Source organism: Rubrimonas sp. (genome assembly GCF_036788415.1).
Classification (GTDB): Bacteria; Pseudomonadota; Alphaproteobacteria; order Rhodobacterales; family Rhodobacteraceae; genus Rubrimonas.
Map to the genome: position 1 here is coordinate 20,404 of NZ_DAIQNN010000027.1, position 16,974 is coordinate 37,377.

At 69.6% G+C, this 16,974-nt stretch carries 17 protein-coding genes; 2 read left to right on the plus strand and 15 right to left on the minus strand.

Features of this window, described 5'->3' with window-relative positions; translation table 11 throughout:
• Positions 1–75: 75 nt before the first annotated feature.
• From V7Q31_RS08755 to V7Q31_RS08775, 5 genes are all read right to left on the minus strand, one after another.
• On the minus strand, positions 76–1,008 hold the full coding sequence (locus tag V7Q31_RS08755; protein ID WP_333833316.1) for a sulfurtransferase: 933 nt from the start codon (positions 1,006–1,008) through the stop codon (positions 76–78).
• A 182-nt stretch (positions 1,009–1,190) separates the two neighbouring features.
• The gene (locus tag V7Q31_RS08760) at positions 1,191–2,114 is read right to left on the minus strand and encodes a sulfurtransferase (RefSeq protein WP_333833317.1); all 924 of its coding nucleotides are present in this window, start codon (positions 2,112–2,114) and stop codon (positions 1,191–1,193) included.
• A 110-nt stretch (positions 2,115–2,224) separates the two neighbouring features.
• Positions 2,225–3,043, minus strand: a complete 819-nt coding sequence (locus V7Q31_RS08765) for an SseB family protein (protein ID WP_333833318.1) — start codon at positions 3,041–3,043, stop codon at positions 2,225–2,227.
• Positions 3,040–4,023 carry an alpha/beta fold hydrolase gene (locus V7Q31_RS08770; protein WP_333833319.1) on the minus strand — a complete coding sequence of 328 codons (984 nt, stop codon included), beginning with the start codon at positions 4,021–4,023 and terminating at the stop codon, positions 3,040–3,042. The genes V7Q31_RS08765 and V7Q31_RS08770 overlap by 4 nt, the downstream gene beginning before the upstream one ends.
• Positions 4,024–4,027: 4 nt before the next feature.
• A complete protein-coding gene (locus V7Q31_RS08775; protein ID WP_333833320.1) occupies positions 4,028–4,606 on the minus strand; it encodes an HD domain-containing protein in 579 nt (192 codons plus the stop codon).
• Positions 4,607–4,634: 28 nt separating this feature from the next.
• Between V7Q31_RS08775 and V7Q31_RS08780 the strand changes: the two genes are divergently transcribed.
• The gene (locus V7Q31_RS08780) at positions 4,635–6,242 is read left to right on the plus strand and encodes a peptide chain release factor 3 (protein ID WP_333833333.1); all 1,608 of its coding nucleotides are present in this window, start codon (positions 4,635–4,637) and stop codon (positions 6,240–6,242) included.
• A gap of 116 nt (positions 6,243–6,358) precedes the next feature.
• On the opposite strand, the gene V7Q31_RS08785 is transcribed toward V7Q31_RS08780, so the two are convergent.
• The 4 genes from V7Q31_RS08785 to V7Q31_RS08800 all read right to left on the minus strand — a co-directional run bounded on the left by V7Q31_RS08785 (position 6,359) and on the right by V7Q31_RS08800 (position 10,900).
• The gene (locus V7Q31_RS08785) at positions 6,359–7,300 is read right to left on the minus strand and encodes an ABC transporter permease (RefSeq protein WP_333833321.1); all 942 of its coding nucleotides are present in this window, start codon (positions 7,298–7,300) and stop codon (positions 6,359–6,361) included.
• A gap of 3 nt (positions 7,301–7,303) precedes the next feature.
• Positions 7,304–8,587, minus strand: coding sequence for an ABC transporter permease (locus V7Q31_RS08790; RefSeq protein ID WP_333833322.1), 1,284 nt, complete (start codon positions 8,585–8,587; stop codon positions 7,304–7,306).
• Between the two features lie 58 nt (positions 8,588–8,645).
• On the minus strand, positions 8,646–9,731 hold the full coding sequence (locus V7Q31_RS08795; protein WP_333833323.1) for an ABC transporter substrate-binding protein: 1,086 nt from the start codon (positions 9,729–9,731) through the stop codon (positions 8,646–8,648).
• A gap of 86 nt (positions 9,732–9,817) precedes the next feature.
• Positions 9,818–10,900 (minus strand): ABC transporter ATP-binding protein, encoded by a 1,083-nt coding sequence (locus V7Q31_RS08800; protein WP_333833324.1) that lies wholly within the window; start codon positions 10,898–10,900, stop codon positions 9,818–9,820.
• Positions 10,901–11,171: 271 nt separating this feature from the next.
• On the opposite strand from V7Q31_RS08800, the gene V7Q31_RS08805 reads away from it, so the two are divergent.
• Positions 11,172–12,164 (plus strand): LysR family transcriptional regulator, encoded by a 993-nt coding sequence (locus V7Q31_RS08805; RefSeq protein ID WP_333833325.1) that lies wholly within the window; start codon positions 11,172–11,174, stop codon positions 12,162–12,164.
• Here the strand turns inward: V7Q31_RS08805 and V7Q31_RS08810 are convergent.
• The 6 genes from V7Q31_RS08810 to V7Q31_RS08835 all read right to left on the minus strand — a co-directional run.
• Positions 12,077–12,766: an HAD-IA family hydrolase gene (locus V7Q31_RS08810; protein WP_333833326.1), complete on the minus strand. Its 690-nt coding sequence runs from the start codon at positions 12,764–12,766 to the stop codon at positions 12,077–12,079. The two genes, V7Q31_RS08805 and V7Q31_RS08810, sit on opposite strands and share 88 nt — an antisense overlap.
• Entirely contained in the window at positions 12,763–13,431 is a 669-nt protein-coding gene (gph, locus tag V7Q31_RS08815; RefSeq protein ID WP_333833327.1) for a phosphoglycolate phosphatase, read from the minus strand. The genes V7Q31_RS08810 and gph overlap by 4 nt, the downstream gene beginning before the upstream one ends.
• The gene (rpe, locus tag V7Q31_RS08820) at positions 13,428–14,126 is read right to left on the minus strand and encodes a ribulose-phosphate 3-epimerase (protein ID WP_333833328.1); all 699 of its coding nucleotides are present in this window, start codon (positions 14,124–14,126) and stop codon (positions 13,428–13,430) included. Before rpe ends, gph begins: the two co-directional genes overlap by 4 nt.
• Positions 14,123–15,049, minus strand: a complete 927-nt coding sequence (gene cbbX, locus V7Q31_RS08825; protein WP_333833329.1) for a CbbX protein — start codon at positions 15,047–15,049, stop codon at positions 14,123–14,125. The genes rpe and cbbX overlap by 4 nt, the downstream gene beginning before the upstream one ends.
• Positions 15,050–15,117: 68 nt before the next feature.
• Positions 15,118–15,507, minus strand: coding sequence for a ribulose bisphosphate carboxylase small subunit (locus V7Q31_RS08830; protein ID WP_333833330.1), 390 nt, complete (start codon positions 15,505–15,507; stop codon positions 15,118–15,120).
• Positions 15,508–15,519: 12 nt separating this feature from the next.
• Positions 15,520–16,974: form I ribulose bisphosphate carboxylase large subunit (locus tag V7Q31_RS08835; RefSeq protein ID WP_333833331.1), on the minus strand; the 1,455-nt coding region annotated here is incomplete at its 5' end.

Consider the following 16,974-nt stretch of genomic DNA (forward strand, 5'->3'; position numbering starts at 1 on the left):
CGACAAGGCGGCGCGGCGGTGTGCGCCGCGCGCGCCTCGGATGCGCGCGGCGCGTCGGGGCCGCGCGCGGCCGGGTCACTTCGGCGTCACGACCGGCAGGCCGGCGTTGGTCCAGTCGACCATCGACTCCGGGTACATCCGGACGTCCGGCAACCCGGCGATCTCGGACAGCGCGAACCAGTCGGTCGCCGCCCAATGGCCGGTGTTGCAATAGGTCACCACGGTCTCGTCCGCGCCCGGAGCGTTCGCCGCCGCCCATTCGCGGACTTTCTCCGGCGACAGCGTCACCGACGCCTCGCCGTCGAAGAAGGTGCTGTGCGGCACGCTCCGCGCGCCTTCGATGGCTCCGGCGGCCTTGGCGAGCTTGTGCTTCTCCTGGCCGAGATGCTGCTTGAGGGGGCGCGCGTCGATCAGCGTCGGCGCGTCCGAAGCGCCGATCGAGGCGTGGATCTCCTCGCGCGTCACCGACCACTGCTCCGAGAGGCGCGCCGTCACTTCGGTCGGCGTGGGGGCGGTTCTGTCGGTGGTCAGCGGCAGCCCGGCGCGGCGCCACTCGGCGAGCCCGCCGTTCAGGATGGCGATCTCCTCGAAGCCGGCGGATTTCAGCGTCCAGTAGACGCGCGCCGCCGCGCCGAAATCCGTCTGGTCGGCGCCCTCGTAGACGATCACCACCGGGTCGCCCGGCTCCAGCCCCGCCGAAGCGAGCCGAGCGCTCAGCGCGTCGTCGGTCAGGCGCAGACCGGGGTTCTGCTCGGTCCCGCGCCAGCTGCCATAGGGCGCGCTGACCGAGCCGGGGATATGACCGGCGGCGTAGTTCGGCGCGACCTTGCCCTTCTCGTCCGGCTTGCCCGGTTCGGCGGCGCGTATGTCGATGATGTCGATCTCGCGCGAGGCGGCGAGCGCCTGAAGCTCGGCTGGGGTCAGAAGCTTGCTCCACTCGGCCTGCGCCGGGGAGGCCGCCGCGAGCGCGGCCAGCAGCGCGCCGGAGACGATGAAGCGACGGGTCATGGCGTATTCTCCATTGAGGGATGGCATGCATTGGGAGATACGCCCTCGTCGCCGTGAATTGAAGGCGACGACGGATCACAATGTATGTTTCAGAAAATCACGAACCCTGATGTGAAACCGCCATAAGACGCGCGTATGCCGCCGCGCCGGCGGGCGCGACGGCGACCATGCGGGCGACGGGGTTACTGCCCGTAGGAAAGCGGCAGGTCGGCGTGCGTCCAGTCGACCATCGACTCCGGATAGATCGACACGTTCTCCAGCCCCGCCACCTCGCTCAGCGCGAACCAGTTCTGCGCGGCGAGCTGGCCGGTGTTGCAGAAGCTGACGACCGGGCGGCCCTTGATCTCCTCGGCGGCCTTGGCGGCCCAGTCCTTCACGACCTCCGCCGACATCAGCGCGGGGTCCTTGGGGTCGAAGAAGGTCGGGAAGGGCGCGTTGTAGGCGCCGGGCAGCGTGCCCGGGGTCTTGGCGGCGCCGTGCTTCTGCTCGCCCTTCCACTGCGCCGGGGCGCGCGCGTCGAGGAGCACCGCCTCCTGCTTGCCCTCGACGATGGCGAGAACCTCCTCGCGGGTGACGAACCACTCGTCCGACCATGTCGCCGTCACCTCGGTCGGCGCTGGGACGGACGGCTCGGTCGAGATCGGCAGACCCGCGTCGCGCCATTTGAACATGCCGCCGTTGAGGATCGCGATCTCGCCGAAGCCCGCGGATTTGAGGTTCCAGTAGACCCGCGCCGCAGAGCCGAAATCGACCTGGCCGGGGCCTTCATAGACCACGACGACCGGCTTCTCCGGCGTCAGGCCCGCGCTGGAGAGCAGTTCGCTCAGCGCGGCGTCGCTCAGCTTCTCGCCGGGGTTCTGCTTGGGGCCGCGCCATTTTTCGTATGGCGCGTTCACCGCGCCGGGTATGTGACCGGCCATGTAGTTCGGCGCCTTGCCGTCGGCCCCGCCATCGGCGGAGCGGGTGTCGAGCACGACCACCTCGCGTTCGGCCATCAGCGCCTGCAACTCGATGGCGCTGATCAGCGGGTTCCACTGCGCCCAGGCCGGCGCGGAGAGGCCGAGCGAAAGGGCTGCGGCGGCGAAGACGAGACGGGACAGACGCATGTCGATGCTCCAGCGATGCAAGGCGGGAAGAGTCTAGCAGCGCCGCGGCGCCCGGAGAACTGCGCGAACCACGCGGCGTTCTCGTACTTTGGCGCCGCGCGGCGCGCCGCTCAGCGCAGGCGCGGCGGCCCTGTCGGGCGGGGCGCAGGCGCGGACGGAAGCGCGGACGGGGGCGTGGGAAGCGGCGCGGGATGCAGGCCGACGCCCTGCGCCCGCGCCGGGGCGCTCAACCCATGGTCGGGGTCGAGCAGCCCGACGGCGACGCTCTCGCCATCGGGCGCGAAAGGCTGGGCGGCGCGCCCGAGCAAGGCCGCGATCCCCTCCCCCGCCCGGCGCGCCGACGGGGGGAGCGTCAGCAGCAGCGTCAGCGCGCCGGCCCCCTCTCCCGCCCCAACTCCGGGCGCGAGGCGCACGAGCCAGGCCTCGGCGACGAGGCCGGGAAGCGCCGCGACGCGCTCGGCGAGCGCAGCGAGCATCGCCTCGGACGCGCCGAGCGGCGGGCCGACGCGCAGCGCGCCCGACAGCGTCGACGCAGCCAGCGCGCCGCCCGCCTCCGCCGCGACGAAGGCCACGTCGGGCGCTCGAAAAAGCGCCGCCGACGGCGCCTCGCCGAGGTTTAGGCCGAGCCCGAGCCCCGCCTCGGCCAAGGCAGCCATCAGCCCGGCCCCCGGCAGCGCGACATACTCCACGGGCGCGTCGAAGAACGCCGCCATCCGCGCGTCGTCGTCGAAGGCCAGCGCCACCGCGCCCTCCTCGAGTTCGAAGGTCAGCGGCGCGAGCGGCGCGTCGTCAGGCGTCGGCGTCACGGGCACGAGCAGCCGGGTCTCGAGCAGCAGCGCGAAGAACCGCGCGCGGGCGCTTTCGGGCGCGCCCTCGGCCTCGGCTTCGGCCCAGGCGCGGTCGAGCGGGGTGAGGTCGGGACAGGTCACGGCGCCCGCGCCAGCACCCAGTCGCGGACGTCCTCCCAGACGGCGCGCCGGCCCAGATCGCGAAGCAGAAGATGCCAGCCTTCTGAATAGTCCCGCAGATCGGGCGGGCGCGGCAGTTTCGCCGCCACCGCCCGCACATCCGCGTTGTCGACCACCTCGTCGCGCGCGCCGAGCGCGATCAGCAGCGGAACCTCCACCGCCCCCGCCGCAGCCTCGGCGCGGTCCATGATGCGCACGAGCCCCTGCATCTCGCGCGGGGTCGGCTTGGCGAGGTAGAGCGGGTCGGCGGCCAGCGCGCGCAGGGCGGGGACGTTGTCGGAGGCCTGGATGCGAACGATCCCTTCGCCCGAGAGGCGGCGGTCGGGGATCAGCGTCGTCATCGCCCACATGCCGGCGCGCATGAAGCCGTTGATGTGCGGCCCGCCGCCGATCGCCGGGGCGAGCAGCACGGCGCCGTCCACCTCCGGCGCCCGTCCCTCGCCGAGCGCGGCCAGCACGACGCCGCCGCCGAGCGAATGGCCGAGCGCGATCAGCGGCAAGTCGGGATGGTCGGCGCGCGCGGCCCGCGCCTGCGCGGCGAAATCCGAGATCAGCGCCTCGGCGCCGGGCCAGGCGCCGCGGCTGGCGTTGCGCCCGAAGCCGCGCTGGTCGTAGGCGCGCACTTCGATGCCGGAGGCGGCCCAGAACGGCGCGACCTCGCCCAGCAGCGTCTCGGCGTAGTCGCCATAGCCGTGCACGACGAGCATCACGGCGCGAACGGGCGGCGCCGCGGGCCAGCGCGCCTGCGCCAGCGCCTCGGCGGGCGCGGCGGAGGCGCCCTCGACCGGCCCGCCCGGCGCGCAGGCGGCGAGCGGCAGCGCAGCGGCGAGAAGAGCGATGGCGGCGGCGCGGATCATTCCCGCCTTGTCGCGCGGGTCGGCGTCGCGCGCAACGGCGCGCGCCGCCGCAGGGGCGGTCTCGCCCCCGATCCCACGCTCCATCGCCTCACGCGCCTGTCGGAGGCTCGTCGGCGCGTCGCGCCGTCTCGGCGTCGGCGAGCGCGCGCAGCGCCGCCAGCGTCGGGAAGGCGTCGGCGAGCCCCTTGCCGTAGTCGAGGTTGAAGCGCCAGTCGAAGCCCGGCGCCTGGTCGCCTTCGGCATGGGCCAGCACGGTCTCCAGCTTGTCGGCGGCGCGCACGAAGCGCGCTTCCGGCGTCCGCGCCGCCTCGTACTCCTCCCAGAGCGCCGTGACGCGCGCCCGCACGCCCTGCGGCGCCGGGGCGAGCAGGTCAGCGAGGGCTATGCGCTCGGCGGCCTGTTTGGCGACAGGGTCGGGTCGCGTCGAGGCGGGGATGTCGCCGGTCACCGCCTCGGCCAGGTCGTGCACGAGGCAGAGGGCGAGCGCATGGCCGAGGTCGAGCCCCTCGGGCGCCGCCACCAGCGCGATCAGACCGAGCCGCCAGCTGTGTTCCGCCGCGCTCTCCCGCCGACCGGCGGGCGTGAGCGTGTTGCGGGGCGTGTCCTTGAGCGCGCTCGCCCGGCGCAGGAAATCGCGTAGGCCCGTCGCATCCGCGCCGCTTTCCATGACGCAACTCCTCGCCTATACCCCGCCCATGCTCGATCTCGGACATAACGCAGGCCCTCTGCCGCCGGAAGTGGCGCGCCGCCGGACCTTCGCCATCATCTCGCATCCCGATGCGGGCAAGACGACGCTGACCGAAAAGCTGCTCCTTTACGGCGGCGCGATCCAGATGGCGGGGCAGGTCCGCGCCAAGGGCGAGGCGCGGCGCACGCGGTCGGACTTCATGAAGATGGAGAAGGAACGCGGCATCTCGGTCTCCGCCTCGGCCATGTCGTTCGACTACGAGGGGCGGTGGTTCAATCTGGTGGACACGCCGGGCCACGAGGATTTCTCCGAGGACACCTATCGCACGCTGACGGCGGTGGACGCCGCCGTGATGGTGATCGACGGGGCCAAGGGCGTCGAAAGCCAGACCCGCAAGCTGTTCGAGGTCTGCCGGCTGCGCGACCTGCCGATTCTGACGTTCTGCAACAAGATGGACCGCGAGAGCCGCGACACCTTCGAGATCGTCGACGAGATCCAGGAGGCGCTCGCGCTCGATGTGACGCCCGCGAGCTGGCCCATCGGGATGGGGCGCGATTTCCTCGGCGCCTATGACATTCTCCACGACCGCATCGAGCTGATGGACCGCGCCGACCGCAACACCCGCGCGCAATCCATCGCAATCGACGGGCTCGACGATCCGAAAGCCGCAGAAATCCTCCCCGCCGACCGGCTTGAGAAGCTGCGCGAGGAAGTCGAGATGGCGCGGGAACTCCTGCCGCCCTTCGACCGGCAGGCTTTCCTCGAAGGCCACATGACGCCGATCTGGTTCGGCTCGGCGATCAACTCCTTCGGCGTGCGCGAGCTGATGCGCGGCATCGCCGACTACGCGCCCCCTCCCCGCTTCCGCGCCACGGCGACCCGCGAGGTCTCCGCCGCCGAGGAGAAAGTGTCGGGCTTCGTGTTCAAGGTGCAGGCCAACATGGACCCCAAGCACCGCGATCGGGTCGCCTTCGTGCGGCTGTGCTCGGGTCATTTCGAGCGCGGGATGAAGCTGCACCATGTGCGCACCGCCAAGCCCATGGCGGTCTCAAACCCGATGCTGTTCCTCGCCTCCGAGCGCGAGATCGCAGAGGACGCGTGGGCCGGCGACATCATCGGCATCCCCAATCACGGCCAGCTGCGCATCGGCGACGCGCTGACCGAGGGCGAGGATCTGCGCTTCACCGGCATCCCCGCCTTCGCGCCGGAGCTTCTGCAAACCGTGCGCGCGGGCGATCCGATGAAGGCCAAGCATCTCGACAAGGCGCTGACCCAGCTCGCCGAGGAAGGCGCGGCCAAGCTGTTCAAACCGGCCATCGGCTCGGGCTGGATCGTGGGGGTGGTGGGCGCGCTGCAGTTCGACGTGATCGCGAGCCGCATCGAGACCGAATACGGCCTGCCGGTGCGCTTCGAGCCGACGCAGTTCGTCTCGGCGCGCTGGATTTCCGGGCCGAAGGAGAAGCTGGAGGCCTTCACCTCGGCCAATCGCGGGCAGATGGCGCAGGACCATGACGGCGACCCGGTCTTCATGACCCGCCTGCAATGGGACATCGACCGGGTGGTCCGCGACTGGCCGGAGATCGGGCTCAGCGCGACGAAGGAGACGCTGGCCTAGAGCCGAGATCGACTTGGGAGGAGCGGGTCCTAGGTAAGGACCGTTGTTTCTAAAGGACGAATTCTGGTTAACTGGGTGGTTCAGGTCGGCTTGCGCTCTGGCGCCCCTCTCCCGCGTCAGCCCGGCGACATGCCCCGCAGCCGCTCGGAGCGCCGGCGCAGCACCTCCACCGTCGCCAGCAGCAGGATCGAGACGATCACGAGGATCGTCGCCACGGCGAGGATGGTGGGCGAGATCTGCTCGCGGATGCCCGACCACATCTGCCGCGGCACCGTCACCTGCTGGGGGCCGGCGAGAAACAGCACCGCCACCACCTCGTCGAAGGAGGTGATGAAGGCGAACAGGCCGCCCGACACGACGCCCGGCAGGATCAGCGGCATCTGCACCTTGAAGAAGGTCGTGACGGGGTTGGCGCCGAGGCTGGCGGCGGCGCGGGTGAGGCTGCGGTCGAAGCCCGAGAGCGTCGCGGTCACGGTGATGATGACGAAGGGCGTGCCGAGCACCGCATGGGCGAGGATCACCTTCACATAGCCCATCGCGGTGGGGTCGGCGCCGAGCGCCTCGAACCATGCGCCGGTGCGCGAGAAGGCGAAGAACAGTCCGGCGGCGGTGATCACCAGCGGCACGATCATCGGCGAGATCAGGATCGACATGATCAGCCCGCGATACGGCATCTCGGACCGGCTGAGCCCGATGGCCGCCAGCGTTCCGAGCACGGTGGCGATGGCGGTCGCCCAGAAGCCGATGAAGAAGCTGTTGCGCAGGGCCCGCACCCATTGCGCGTTCGCCCACATGTCGGCGAACCATGCGGCGCCGTCCGGCTCGTCGGGCCGCAGCATCCCGAATTCGAGGATGTTGCGATACCAGCGCGTCGACCACGCCTCGGGGTCGAAAGCGAGCATCCCCGGCGTGAAGCTGAAATAGGGCTCGGCGTTGAAGCTGAGGGGCACGATCACGAGGATCGGCGCGATCAGGAACAGGAAGATCAGCGCGCAGAGCGCCCGGAAGCTCCAGTACCAGACGCGCTCGCCGGTCGATGCGTAGGGCGGAAGCGCCATGACCTATCCCAGCTTCACGTTGTCGATGCCGATCAGGCGCTGATAGACGGCGTAGAGGATCAGCACGCCAGCCAGCAGGATGCCGCCGAGCGCCGCCGCCAGCGACCAGTTGAGCGAGCGCTCCATGTGGAAGGCGATGAAGTTCGAGATCATCGTGCCGCTCTGCCCACCGACCAGCGCCGGGGTGATGTAGTAGCCGATGGCGAGGATGAAGACGAGCAGCGCGCCTGCGCCGATGCCGGGCACGGTCTGCGGGAAATACACCCGCCAGAACGCGGTCCAGTTCGAGGCGCCGAGGCTCTTGGCGGCGCGCAGATAGGTCGGCGGGATGGTCTTCATCACAGAATAGAGCGGCAGGATCATGAAGGGCAGCAGGATGTGCGTCATCGCCACCAGCGTGCCGGTCTTGTTGTAGATCATCGAGAAGCGGTTGGCGTCCGACGTCACGCCGCTCCAGACCATCAGGTCGTTGATCACGCCCTGCGATTGCAAGAGCGCGATCCACGCGGTCGTGCGCACGAGCAGCGAGGTCCAGAACGGCAGCAGCACGAGGATCAGCAGCAAATTGGCCGTGCGCAGCGGCAGGTTGGCGAGCAGCCACGCCACCGGATAGCCGAGAATGAGGCAGAGGATGGTCACCGCCAGCGAGATCTCCAGCGTGCGCAGGAACAGGCTGACATGGATGCGCTGCTCGGGAGGGGCCTGAACCACCTCGCCCTGCGCCGTCACCGTGCGGTCGAGCGCGGCGGCGTAGAAGGCGCCGGTGAGCGATTTCGAGGCGACTTTCATCGCCTCCCATGTCGCCATCTCGCCCCATTTCGCGTCTTCGGCGATCAGCGCGTCGCGATAGGGGGGCTCCATCCGGTCGACGCGCCGGGCGGTGGAGGTGAAGAGCGAGCGCGTCCCCGACAGCTCGCGGTTCACCCGCGTGGCCACTTGCCCGATGGTGCGGTCCTCGCGGGTCCGCAAAAGGTCGGCGTGCAGCGCGGCGAACATCGCCTCCGTGGGCTCCGAACGCGCGTCCCAGTCGCGCAGCATCGGGGTCAGGTTCGGCATGAGCAGCGCGAAAGTCGGGTTGTGGACGCCCTGCGCCATCAGCGCGGCGATGGGCGCGACGAAGACCAGCAGGATGAACAGCAGGAGCGGCGCGACCAGCGCGAAGGCGCGCAGCCGCACGCGCCGCTGCGCCTGGGCGAGCCGGCGCTTGAGGGGCTGGCCGTCCACCGTCAGCGGCGCGGCGCGGGCGGGCGCCGGGCGGGGCGCGGAAGGCAGGGCGGCGTCGGCCATCGGGCGGGCCTCCTGAGGGAGCGCGCCGCCCCGGACAGGGCGGCGCGCAAGTTCCAGCTTACTGGGCGAGCCAGGCGGCGAAGCGCTCGTTCAGCTCGTCGGTGTTGTCTGCCCAGAACTCGTAGCCCGAGACGATGGCGTTGCTCATGTTGGCCGGGTTGGTCGGCATGTGCGGCCCCATCTCGGTCACGCCGTCCTGATAGAGGCCGACCATCGGCGCCGAGGAGAGGCGCGCCGGGCCGTAGGCGATCCACTTGGCCTGATCGGCCAACCGCTGCGTGTCGGTCGAGAACTTGATGAATTCGAGCGCGTTCTCCTTGTTCGGCGCGCCTTTGGGGATGATCCAGAGGTCGAAATCGAGGATCTGGCCGTCCCAGACGATCTGCATCGGCTTGTTCTCGGCGACCTGGGCGTTGAAGATGCGCCCGTTATAGGCGGTCGTCATCACCACTTCGCCGTCGGCGAGAAGCTGCGGGGCCTGCGCGCCCGTCTCCCACCAGACGATGCTGTCCTTGATGCTCTCGATCTTGGCGAAGGCGCGGGCGACGCCCTCTTCCGTCTCAAGCACGTCGTAGACCTCCGCCGCCGGCACGCCGTCGGCCATCAGCGCGAATTCGAGATTGGCCTTGGGGATCTTGCGCATGCCGCGCTTGCCGGGGAACTTCTCGAGATCGAAGAAATCCGCCGCCGTGGTCGGGCCCTCGGGGAACACGGTGGTGTCGTAGGCGTAGACATGCGCCCAGACGATGCTGGCGACCGAGCACTCGTTGAGCGCGCCCTCGATGAAGTCCTCGGTGGCGGGCGTGCCGTCCGGCGCGGGGGGCAGCATCGAATGGTCGAGCGGCTCGATCAGGCCCTCGTCGCACAGGCGCACGGCGTCGGACAGCTCGATGTCGATCAGATCCCAGGTGACGTTTCCGGCCTCGACCTGCGCCTTGATGGGCGCGGCGGAGCCGTCATAGTCCACCGAGATGATGGTCTTGCCGGTCATCTCCATCCACGGCTTGTGGTAGGCCTCGACCTGGCTCTTGGTGTAGGCGCCGCCCCAGGACACGACCGTGAGGTCGGCGGCGAGCGCCGGGGCGGCGACCAGCGCCGTGCTCAGCGCGAGCGCCGAGGCGATGCGGGGGAAGTTCAGACTCATTGCAGTCTCCCTGTTGTGCGGCCCGGGCGCGCCCGGAGCCTGTTGCGCGCGCGTCCGCCGCCGCGGGCGCGCCGATGCGAAATTCTCTAGATCGGATCGAGCGCGCGGCAATCCTCCACGCGCCAGCCGATGGCGGTCGCCTCGCCCACGCGCAACTGCGCATGCGCCGGGGTGTTGGGCACTTTGACGATGAAGTCCTCATGGCCGAGCACGTTCATGCGGCAGCGGATGTGGTCGCCGTGATAGATCAGCTCCAGCACCTTGCCCGTCAGCCCGCCCTCGCCGACCGTCACCCGCTCGGGCCGGATCGAGAGCATGGTGCGCTCGCCGGGGCGCGACGCCTTGACCGGCAGCGCCAGCCCTTCGCCGCCGCCGTCGATCTCGACGCGCACGGCGCCGTTCTCGGCGGCGCGGACGATCCCGTGCAGCTTGTTGTTCTCGCCGATGAACTGCGCGACGAAGGAGTTCTCGGGCTTCTCGTAGAGCGTCGCGGGCGCGGCGAGCTGCTGGATGACGCCTTCGTTGAACACGGCGATCCGGTCAGACATCGTCAGCGCCTCGGACTGGTCGTGCGTGACATAGACGACCGTGACGCCGAGGCTCTGGTGGATGTGCTTGATCTCGTACTGCATGTGCTCGCGCAGCTGCTTGTCGAGCGCGCCGAGCGGTTCGTCCATCAGCACCAGATCCGGCTCGAACACCAGCGCGCGGGCCAGCGCGATGCGCTGCTGCTGGCCGCCCGAAAGCTGCGCGGGGCGGCGACCGCCGAAGTCGCGCATCTGCACCATGTCGAGCGCGCGGGCGACCTTGGCCTCGGTCTCGGCGCGGCTCATCCGGCGCACCTGCAGCGGGAAGGCGAGGTTCTCGTTCACCGTCATGTGCGGGAACAGCGCGTAGTTCTGGAACACCATGCCGATGCCGCGCTTGTGCGGCGGGACCTGGTTGATCGGCCGCCCCGCCAGCCGGATGTCGCCATGCGTCGCGGTCTCGAAGCCCGCCAGCATCATCAGGCAGGTCGTCTTGCCGGAACCCGAGGGGCCGAGCATCGTCAGGAACTCGCCCTTGCCGATGGCCAGGTTGAGATCCTTAACGACGAGCGTCTCGCCGTCGTAGCTCTTCTGGACGCGATCGAACACGACGAACGGCGTCGCGTCGGCGGTGTCGGCCATGGACTTCCCTGTCGGCTCCGGCGCTCTGCGGCGCGTCCGGGGAGAGTAAGCGCCCGAGGCCCGCGCGAACAAGAGGCGGCGCCGGTTTTCGCGCCGCGAAGGCCGGATTGCCCGGTCCGAGGGCCCTCCCGCGCCCGAAAGAGCGCGGTTTCGGCGCCGGAGACCCTGCATTCGACCGAATTTTGCGCCCAACCACCCGTTCGCCCCATTGCAACGGGGTATCCGCGCGCCAGCTATCGTTTCGCGAAAGGACAGCAGGGGTTTCTTATCGATGGACCGATTGTCGGAGATGGAGGCGTTCATCCGGGTCGTCGATCTGGGCGGATTCACGGACGCCGCCCGCAAGATGGGCGTCTCGAAATCGGCGGTGTCCAAGCATGTCTCCTCGCTCGAGGCGCGGCTCGGCGCGCGGCTGCTGAACCGCACCACCCGCCGCGTCAGCCCGACCGAGATCGGGCTCGCCTATTACGACCGCGCGCGCCGGGTGCTCGACGACGCCGCCGAAGCGGACGCCATGGCCGCCTCGATGCAGGAGACGCCGCGGGGCGAGTTGCGGGTGTCTGCGCCGCTGAGCTTCGGGGTCCGGCGGCTGGCGCCGGCGGTCGCGTCCTTCCTGCGCGCCTATCCGGACGTCTCGGCGCGGGTCTCGCTCGACGACCGCTTCGTGGAGCTGGTGGCCGAGGGCTTCGACCTCGCCGTGCGGGTCGGCGCGCTGCCCGACAGCACGCTGATGGCGCGCAAGCTCGCCGAGACCGACCTGCTGCTGATCGCCTCCCCCGCCTATCTGGCGCGGCGGGGCGCGCCCCAGAGCCTCGACGACCTCGCCGAGCACGATCTGCTGCACTACTCCAACCTCGCCTCTGGCGCGATGTGGAAGCTGCGCGGGGCGCATGGCGAGGAAAAGCAGGTGCGCGCGCTCGGGCGGCTGACCATGAACAACGGCGACGCGCTGCTGCGCGCCGCGATCGACGGGCTCGGCGTCGTGCTGTCGCCCGCCTTCATCTGCGCGGACGCGCTGCGGGAGGGCGAAGTGGTCGAGATCCTGCCGCAGGCCCGCCCCGAGCCGCTGGGGGTGTGGGCGGTGCATCCGGCGGGGCGGTTCCCGCAGCCCAAGCTGCGCGCCTTCATCGACCATCTGGCCGAAAGCTTCCGGGGCGCGGGGCCCGGCTGGGGCGCTTACGAGGCGCCCGCCCCCTCCAGCGCGAACGCTGTCAGGTCGGGCACTATGCGCGCCGCGGCGCTGAAATCCTCGTCCGCCGTATAGGCCGAGGGCGTCGCCACCACGCGCAGCCCGGCGGCGCGGGCCGAGGCGACGCCGTTGGCGCTGTCCTCGAAGGCCAGGCAGGCCTCGGGCGGCAGGCCGAGGCGGGACAACGCGAGCAGGAACACGTCGGGCGCGGGCTTCTTGGCGGCCACCTCGTCGCCGGCGGCGATCACGTCGAATACGTCTTCCGCATCGACGCCCCAGCAACAGCGGCAGAGCGCCTCGACATTGGGGCGGTTGGTGGTGGTGGCGACGGCGAGCGCCAGCCCCGCCGCGCGCGCCCGCGCGACCAGATCGGCGATTCCGGGGCGCAGGGAGAGCCCGCCTTCGGCGAGGATGTCGCCGTAGCGGGCGGTCTTGCGGACATGCAGCGCCGCGATGCGCTCGGGCGAGAGCGGCCCGCCTTCGGGCGCGAGATCGCGCTGATAGGCCGCCATCCGCTCCTTGCCCCCGGTGGTGCGCAGCAGAATCTTGTAGGTCGGACGGTCCCAGACCCACGGCACGCCCTCGGCGGCGAAGGTCTCGTTGAAGGCGCGGCGATGCGCCTCCTCGGTCTCCGCCAGCGTGCCGTCCACGTCGAAGATCAGCGCGCGCAAGCTCATGCGGCGGAGCGGGTCAGAACCCAGGGCGCCAGCGCGTCGAAATGGTCGAACACGAAATCGGCGTCCATCTGCTCGAGCGGCGTCTTGCGGTAGCCATGGGCGTAGAGCGCCATGGTCAGCCCGGCGCCGCGCGCCGTCTCGACATCGGTCTCGCTGTCGCCGACATAGAGCGCGCCGGTCGCGCCGACCTTCTCCAGAACGAGCCGCGGCATGGCGGGGTCGGGCTTGCGGACGGGCAGGCTGTCGCCGGCGGCCACGGCGTCGAACATCCCGCCCCAGCCGAGCGCGTCGAGCAGGTTGAGCGTCGGCGCCATCGGCTTGTTGGTGCACAGGCCGAGCCGGAAGCCCGCCGCCTTCAGCGCGAGCATCGCCGCTTCCGCGCCGGGGAAAGGCGCGTTGTCGGCGCCGGGGGCCTCGGCGTAAAGCTCCTCGAAGCGCTCGACATGGGCCGCCAGTTGCACGGCGTCCGCCGTCAGGCCGCGCGCAGCCAGCGCGCGCTCGACCAGTTTCGCCGCGCCATGGCCGATGAAGCTGCGGGTCTCGGCGAGGTCGAGCGGCTCCGCGCCAAGCTCCTCCAGCATGATGCGCGCGATCTTCTGGATCGCGGGCGCGCTGTCGACCAGCGTGCCGTCGAGATCGAAGACGACAAGTTTCACCGCACTCATGCCGCCTGCCTCGCGCCTTCGGCGGCGGCCCGCAGGGCGCGGATGTTCTCGCCGTAGATTTCGGGCTTCCCGACCGAACCGCCCTTGAACACCGCCGAACCCGCAACGAGGCAGTCGGCGCCGGCCTCGACCACCAGCGGCGCAGTCTCGGGCGTCACGCCGCCGTCGATCTGGATGTGGATCGGCCGGTCGCCGATCATCCGCCGGATGCGCCGGGTCTTCTCGACGCCGGACTGGATGAATTTCTGCCCGCCGAAGCCGGGGTTCACCGTCATCACCAGCACCAGATCGCACAGGTCGAGCACATGCTCGATCGCCTCGGCGGGTGTGCCGGGGTTCAGCACGACCCCCGACTTCACGCCCTGCGCCCGGATCGCCTGCAGCGTGCGGTGGATGTGCGGCCCGGCCTCGACATGGGCCGAGATCAGGTCGGCGCCCGCTTCGGCGTAGGCCTCGATATAGGGGTCCACCGGCGCGATCATCAGATGGACGTCCATGAAGGTCTTCACATGCGGGCGGAACGCCTTGACCGCCGGCGGGCCGAAAGTGAGGTTCGGCACGAAATGGCCGTCCATCACGTCGACATGCACCCAGTCGGCGCCCTGCGCCTCGATGGCCTGAATCTCGCGGCCGAAATCGGCGAAATCGGCCGACAGGATCGACGGCGCGATCTTGATGCTGCGGTCGAAGCTCATTGCGCGGCGCTCCTCTCGGAATCGAGCCCGCCCTTGAAGACGCGGCTCGCGCGGATGTCGGACTCGTCGATGGTGCTCAGCGCGGTCGCGTCGAGCGGGCCCTTCGCCTCCGAGAACAGGCGGTTGGCCTGCCGCAGCCGCGCGCGGTCGAGCGCGTTGCGGATCGAGCGGGCGTTGGCGAAATGCGGCTGCTGGCGGCGCAGGTCGATGTATTCGGCCATCGCCTTCTCGGCGGCGGGTGTGAAGAGATAGCTCTGCGCGTCGAGCATGTGCCTGGCGATGCGCAGCATCTCCTCGCTCGTGTAGTCCGGAAACTCGATGTGATGCGCGATGCGCGAGCGGAAGCCGGGATTGGCGGCGAAGAACTTGTCCATCCGGTCGGCGTAACCGGCCATGATCACCACGAGGTCATCGCGGTTGTTCTCCATGACCTGGAGCAGGATCTCGATGGCTTCCTGCCCGTAGTCGCGCTCGTTGTCGGGCTTGTAGAGGTAATAGGCCTCGTCGATGAACAGCACGCCGCCCATCGCCTTCTTGAGCACTTCCTTGGTCTTGGGCGCGGTGTGGCCGATATACTGGCCCACGAGGTCGTCGCGCGTGACGCTGACGAGATGGCCCTTGCGGACATAGCCGAGCCGCTTCAGCAGCCCGGCCATCATCAGCGCGACCGTGGTCTTGCCGGTGCCGGGGTTGCCGGTGAAGCTCATGTGCAGGGTGGGCGTGTCGTGGCTGAGCCCCATCGCCTTGCGGGCGCGCTCGACGAGCAGCAGCGCCGCCGTCTCGCGGATGCGCTTCTTGACCGGCGCGAGGCCGATCATGTCGCGGTCGAGTTCCTCCAGCACTTCGGCGACGCCGGAGGAGCGGTATTCCTCGGCGAGGTCGATGGCGGTCGGGCGCGGCGGCTCGGCGTCGTCGGCGGACATCGGCGTCTCCCTGACGGTGTTTTCGGTGGGCGCCGCCCCTGCGGGCGGCGCCGGGTTTCATCGCGCGCTCAGCGGCGCACGTCGTGGGTGTAGGCCACCGAGCGGCCCTGCACTTCGGTGCGGGTCATGTGGATGGTCGGCTCGTCCTTGGGGCGGTTGACGATGAAGGACATCGTCACCGTCTCGAAGCCGCGCGTGCTGTCGAAGGCGTTGAGGCGGATATAGGCCTGCCCGTGCGCCTTGCGGCACTCCTCCAGCTCCATCATCACGCCCTTGGCGTCCTTCAGGTCGAACATGGGGTTGCCCCACATCTCCCAATAGGTGTTGCGCGGATGCGGGTCGTAGCTGAACTCGACGCCGATCGCCCAGTTCCTGCCGAGGCAGTACTCGACCTGCGCGGTGATCTGCTCGTCGGTCAGGTCGGGCAGGAAGGAAAAGCAGCCCTGCGTGATGCGCATGTTCTCGTCTCCTCAGACCGAGACCGACGCGGTCGGGACGAAGTCCGACGTGTCGGTGGAGGTGTAGTTGAAAGTGATGTTGCCCCAGACGTCGAGCGCGGCTTCGAGCGGCTTGCACCACTTGGCGGCGGCGCGCAGGATTTCGGGGCCTTCGTTCTTGATGTCGCGGCCCTCGTTGCGGGCGAGCACCATCGCCTCGAGCGCGACGCGGTTGGCGGTGGCGCCGGCCTGGATGCCCATCGGGTGGCCGATGGTGCCGCCGCCGAACTGCAGGACGACGTCGTCGCCGAACAGGTCGAGAAGCTGGTGCATCTGGCCGGCGTGAATGCCGCCCGAGGCGACCGGCATGACCTTGCGCAGGTCGGCCCAGTCCTGCTCGAAGAAGATGCCGCGCGGCAGGTCGACTTCGTTCTTCATCTCGCGGCAGACGTTGTAATAGCCCTGCACGGTCATCGGGTCGCCTTCCAGCTTGCCCACCGCAGTGCCGGTGTGCAGGTGGTCGACGCCGGCGAGCCGCAGCCACTTCGCGATGACGCGGAAGCTGATGCCGTGGTTCTTCTGGCGGGTGTAGGTGCCGTGGCCCGCGCGGTGCATGTGCAGGATCATGTCGTTCTGGCGGCACCATTCGCTGATCGACTGGATCGCCGTCCAGCCGATGATCAGGTCCACCATCACGATGACCGAGCCGAGCTCCTTGGCGAGTTCGGCGCGGCGATACATCTCCTCCATCGTGCCGGCGGTGATGTTGAGGTAGTGGCCCTTCACCTCGCCGGTCTGCGCCGAGGCGAGGTTGACCGCCTCCATGCAGTAGAGGAACCGGTCGCGCCAGTGCATGAAGGGCTGCGAGTTGATGTTCTCGTCGTCCTTGGTGAAATCGAGCCCGCCCTTGAGCGCCTCGTACACGACGCGGCCATAGTTGCGCCCCGACAGGCCCAGTTTCGGCTTCACGGTCGCGCCGAGCAGCGGCCGCCCGTAGCAGTTGAGCCGTTCGCGTTCCACCACGATGCCGGTGGCGGGACCCTGGAAGGTCTTCACGTAAGCCACGGGCAGGCGCATGTCCTCGAGCCGGAGCGCCTTGAGCGGCTTGAAGCCGAACACGTTGCCGATGATCGACGCGGTCAGGTTGGCGATGGAGCCGGGTTCGAAGAGGTCGAGATCATAGGCGATGTAGGCGAAGAATTCGCCCGCGCTGTTGGGGACCGGGTCCACGCGATAGGCTTTCGCGCGGTATTTTTCGCAGGCGGTCAGCCGGTCGGTCCAGACCACGGTCCACGTGGCGGTGGAGCTTTCGCCCGCGACGGCGGCGGCGGCTTCGACCGGGTCCACGCCCTCCTGCGGGGTGATCCGGAACAGGGCGATGATGTCAGTGTCCTTGGGTTCGTAATCGGGTTCCCAATAGCCCATCTGGGCGTATTTCATCACGCCGGCGGCGTAGCGTTTCTTGCCGTCCTTGACCGTCTTTGCATC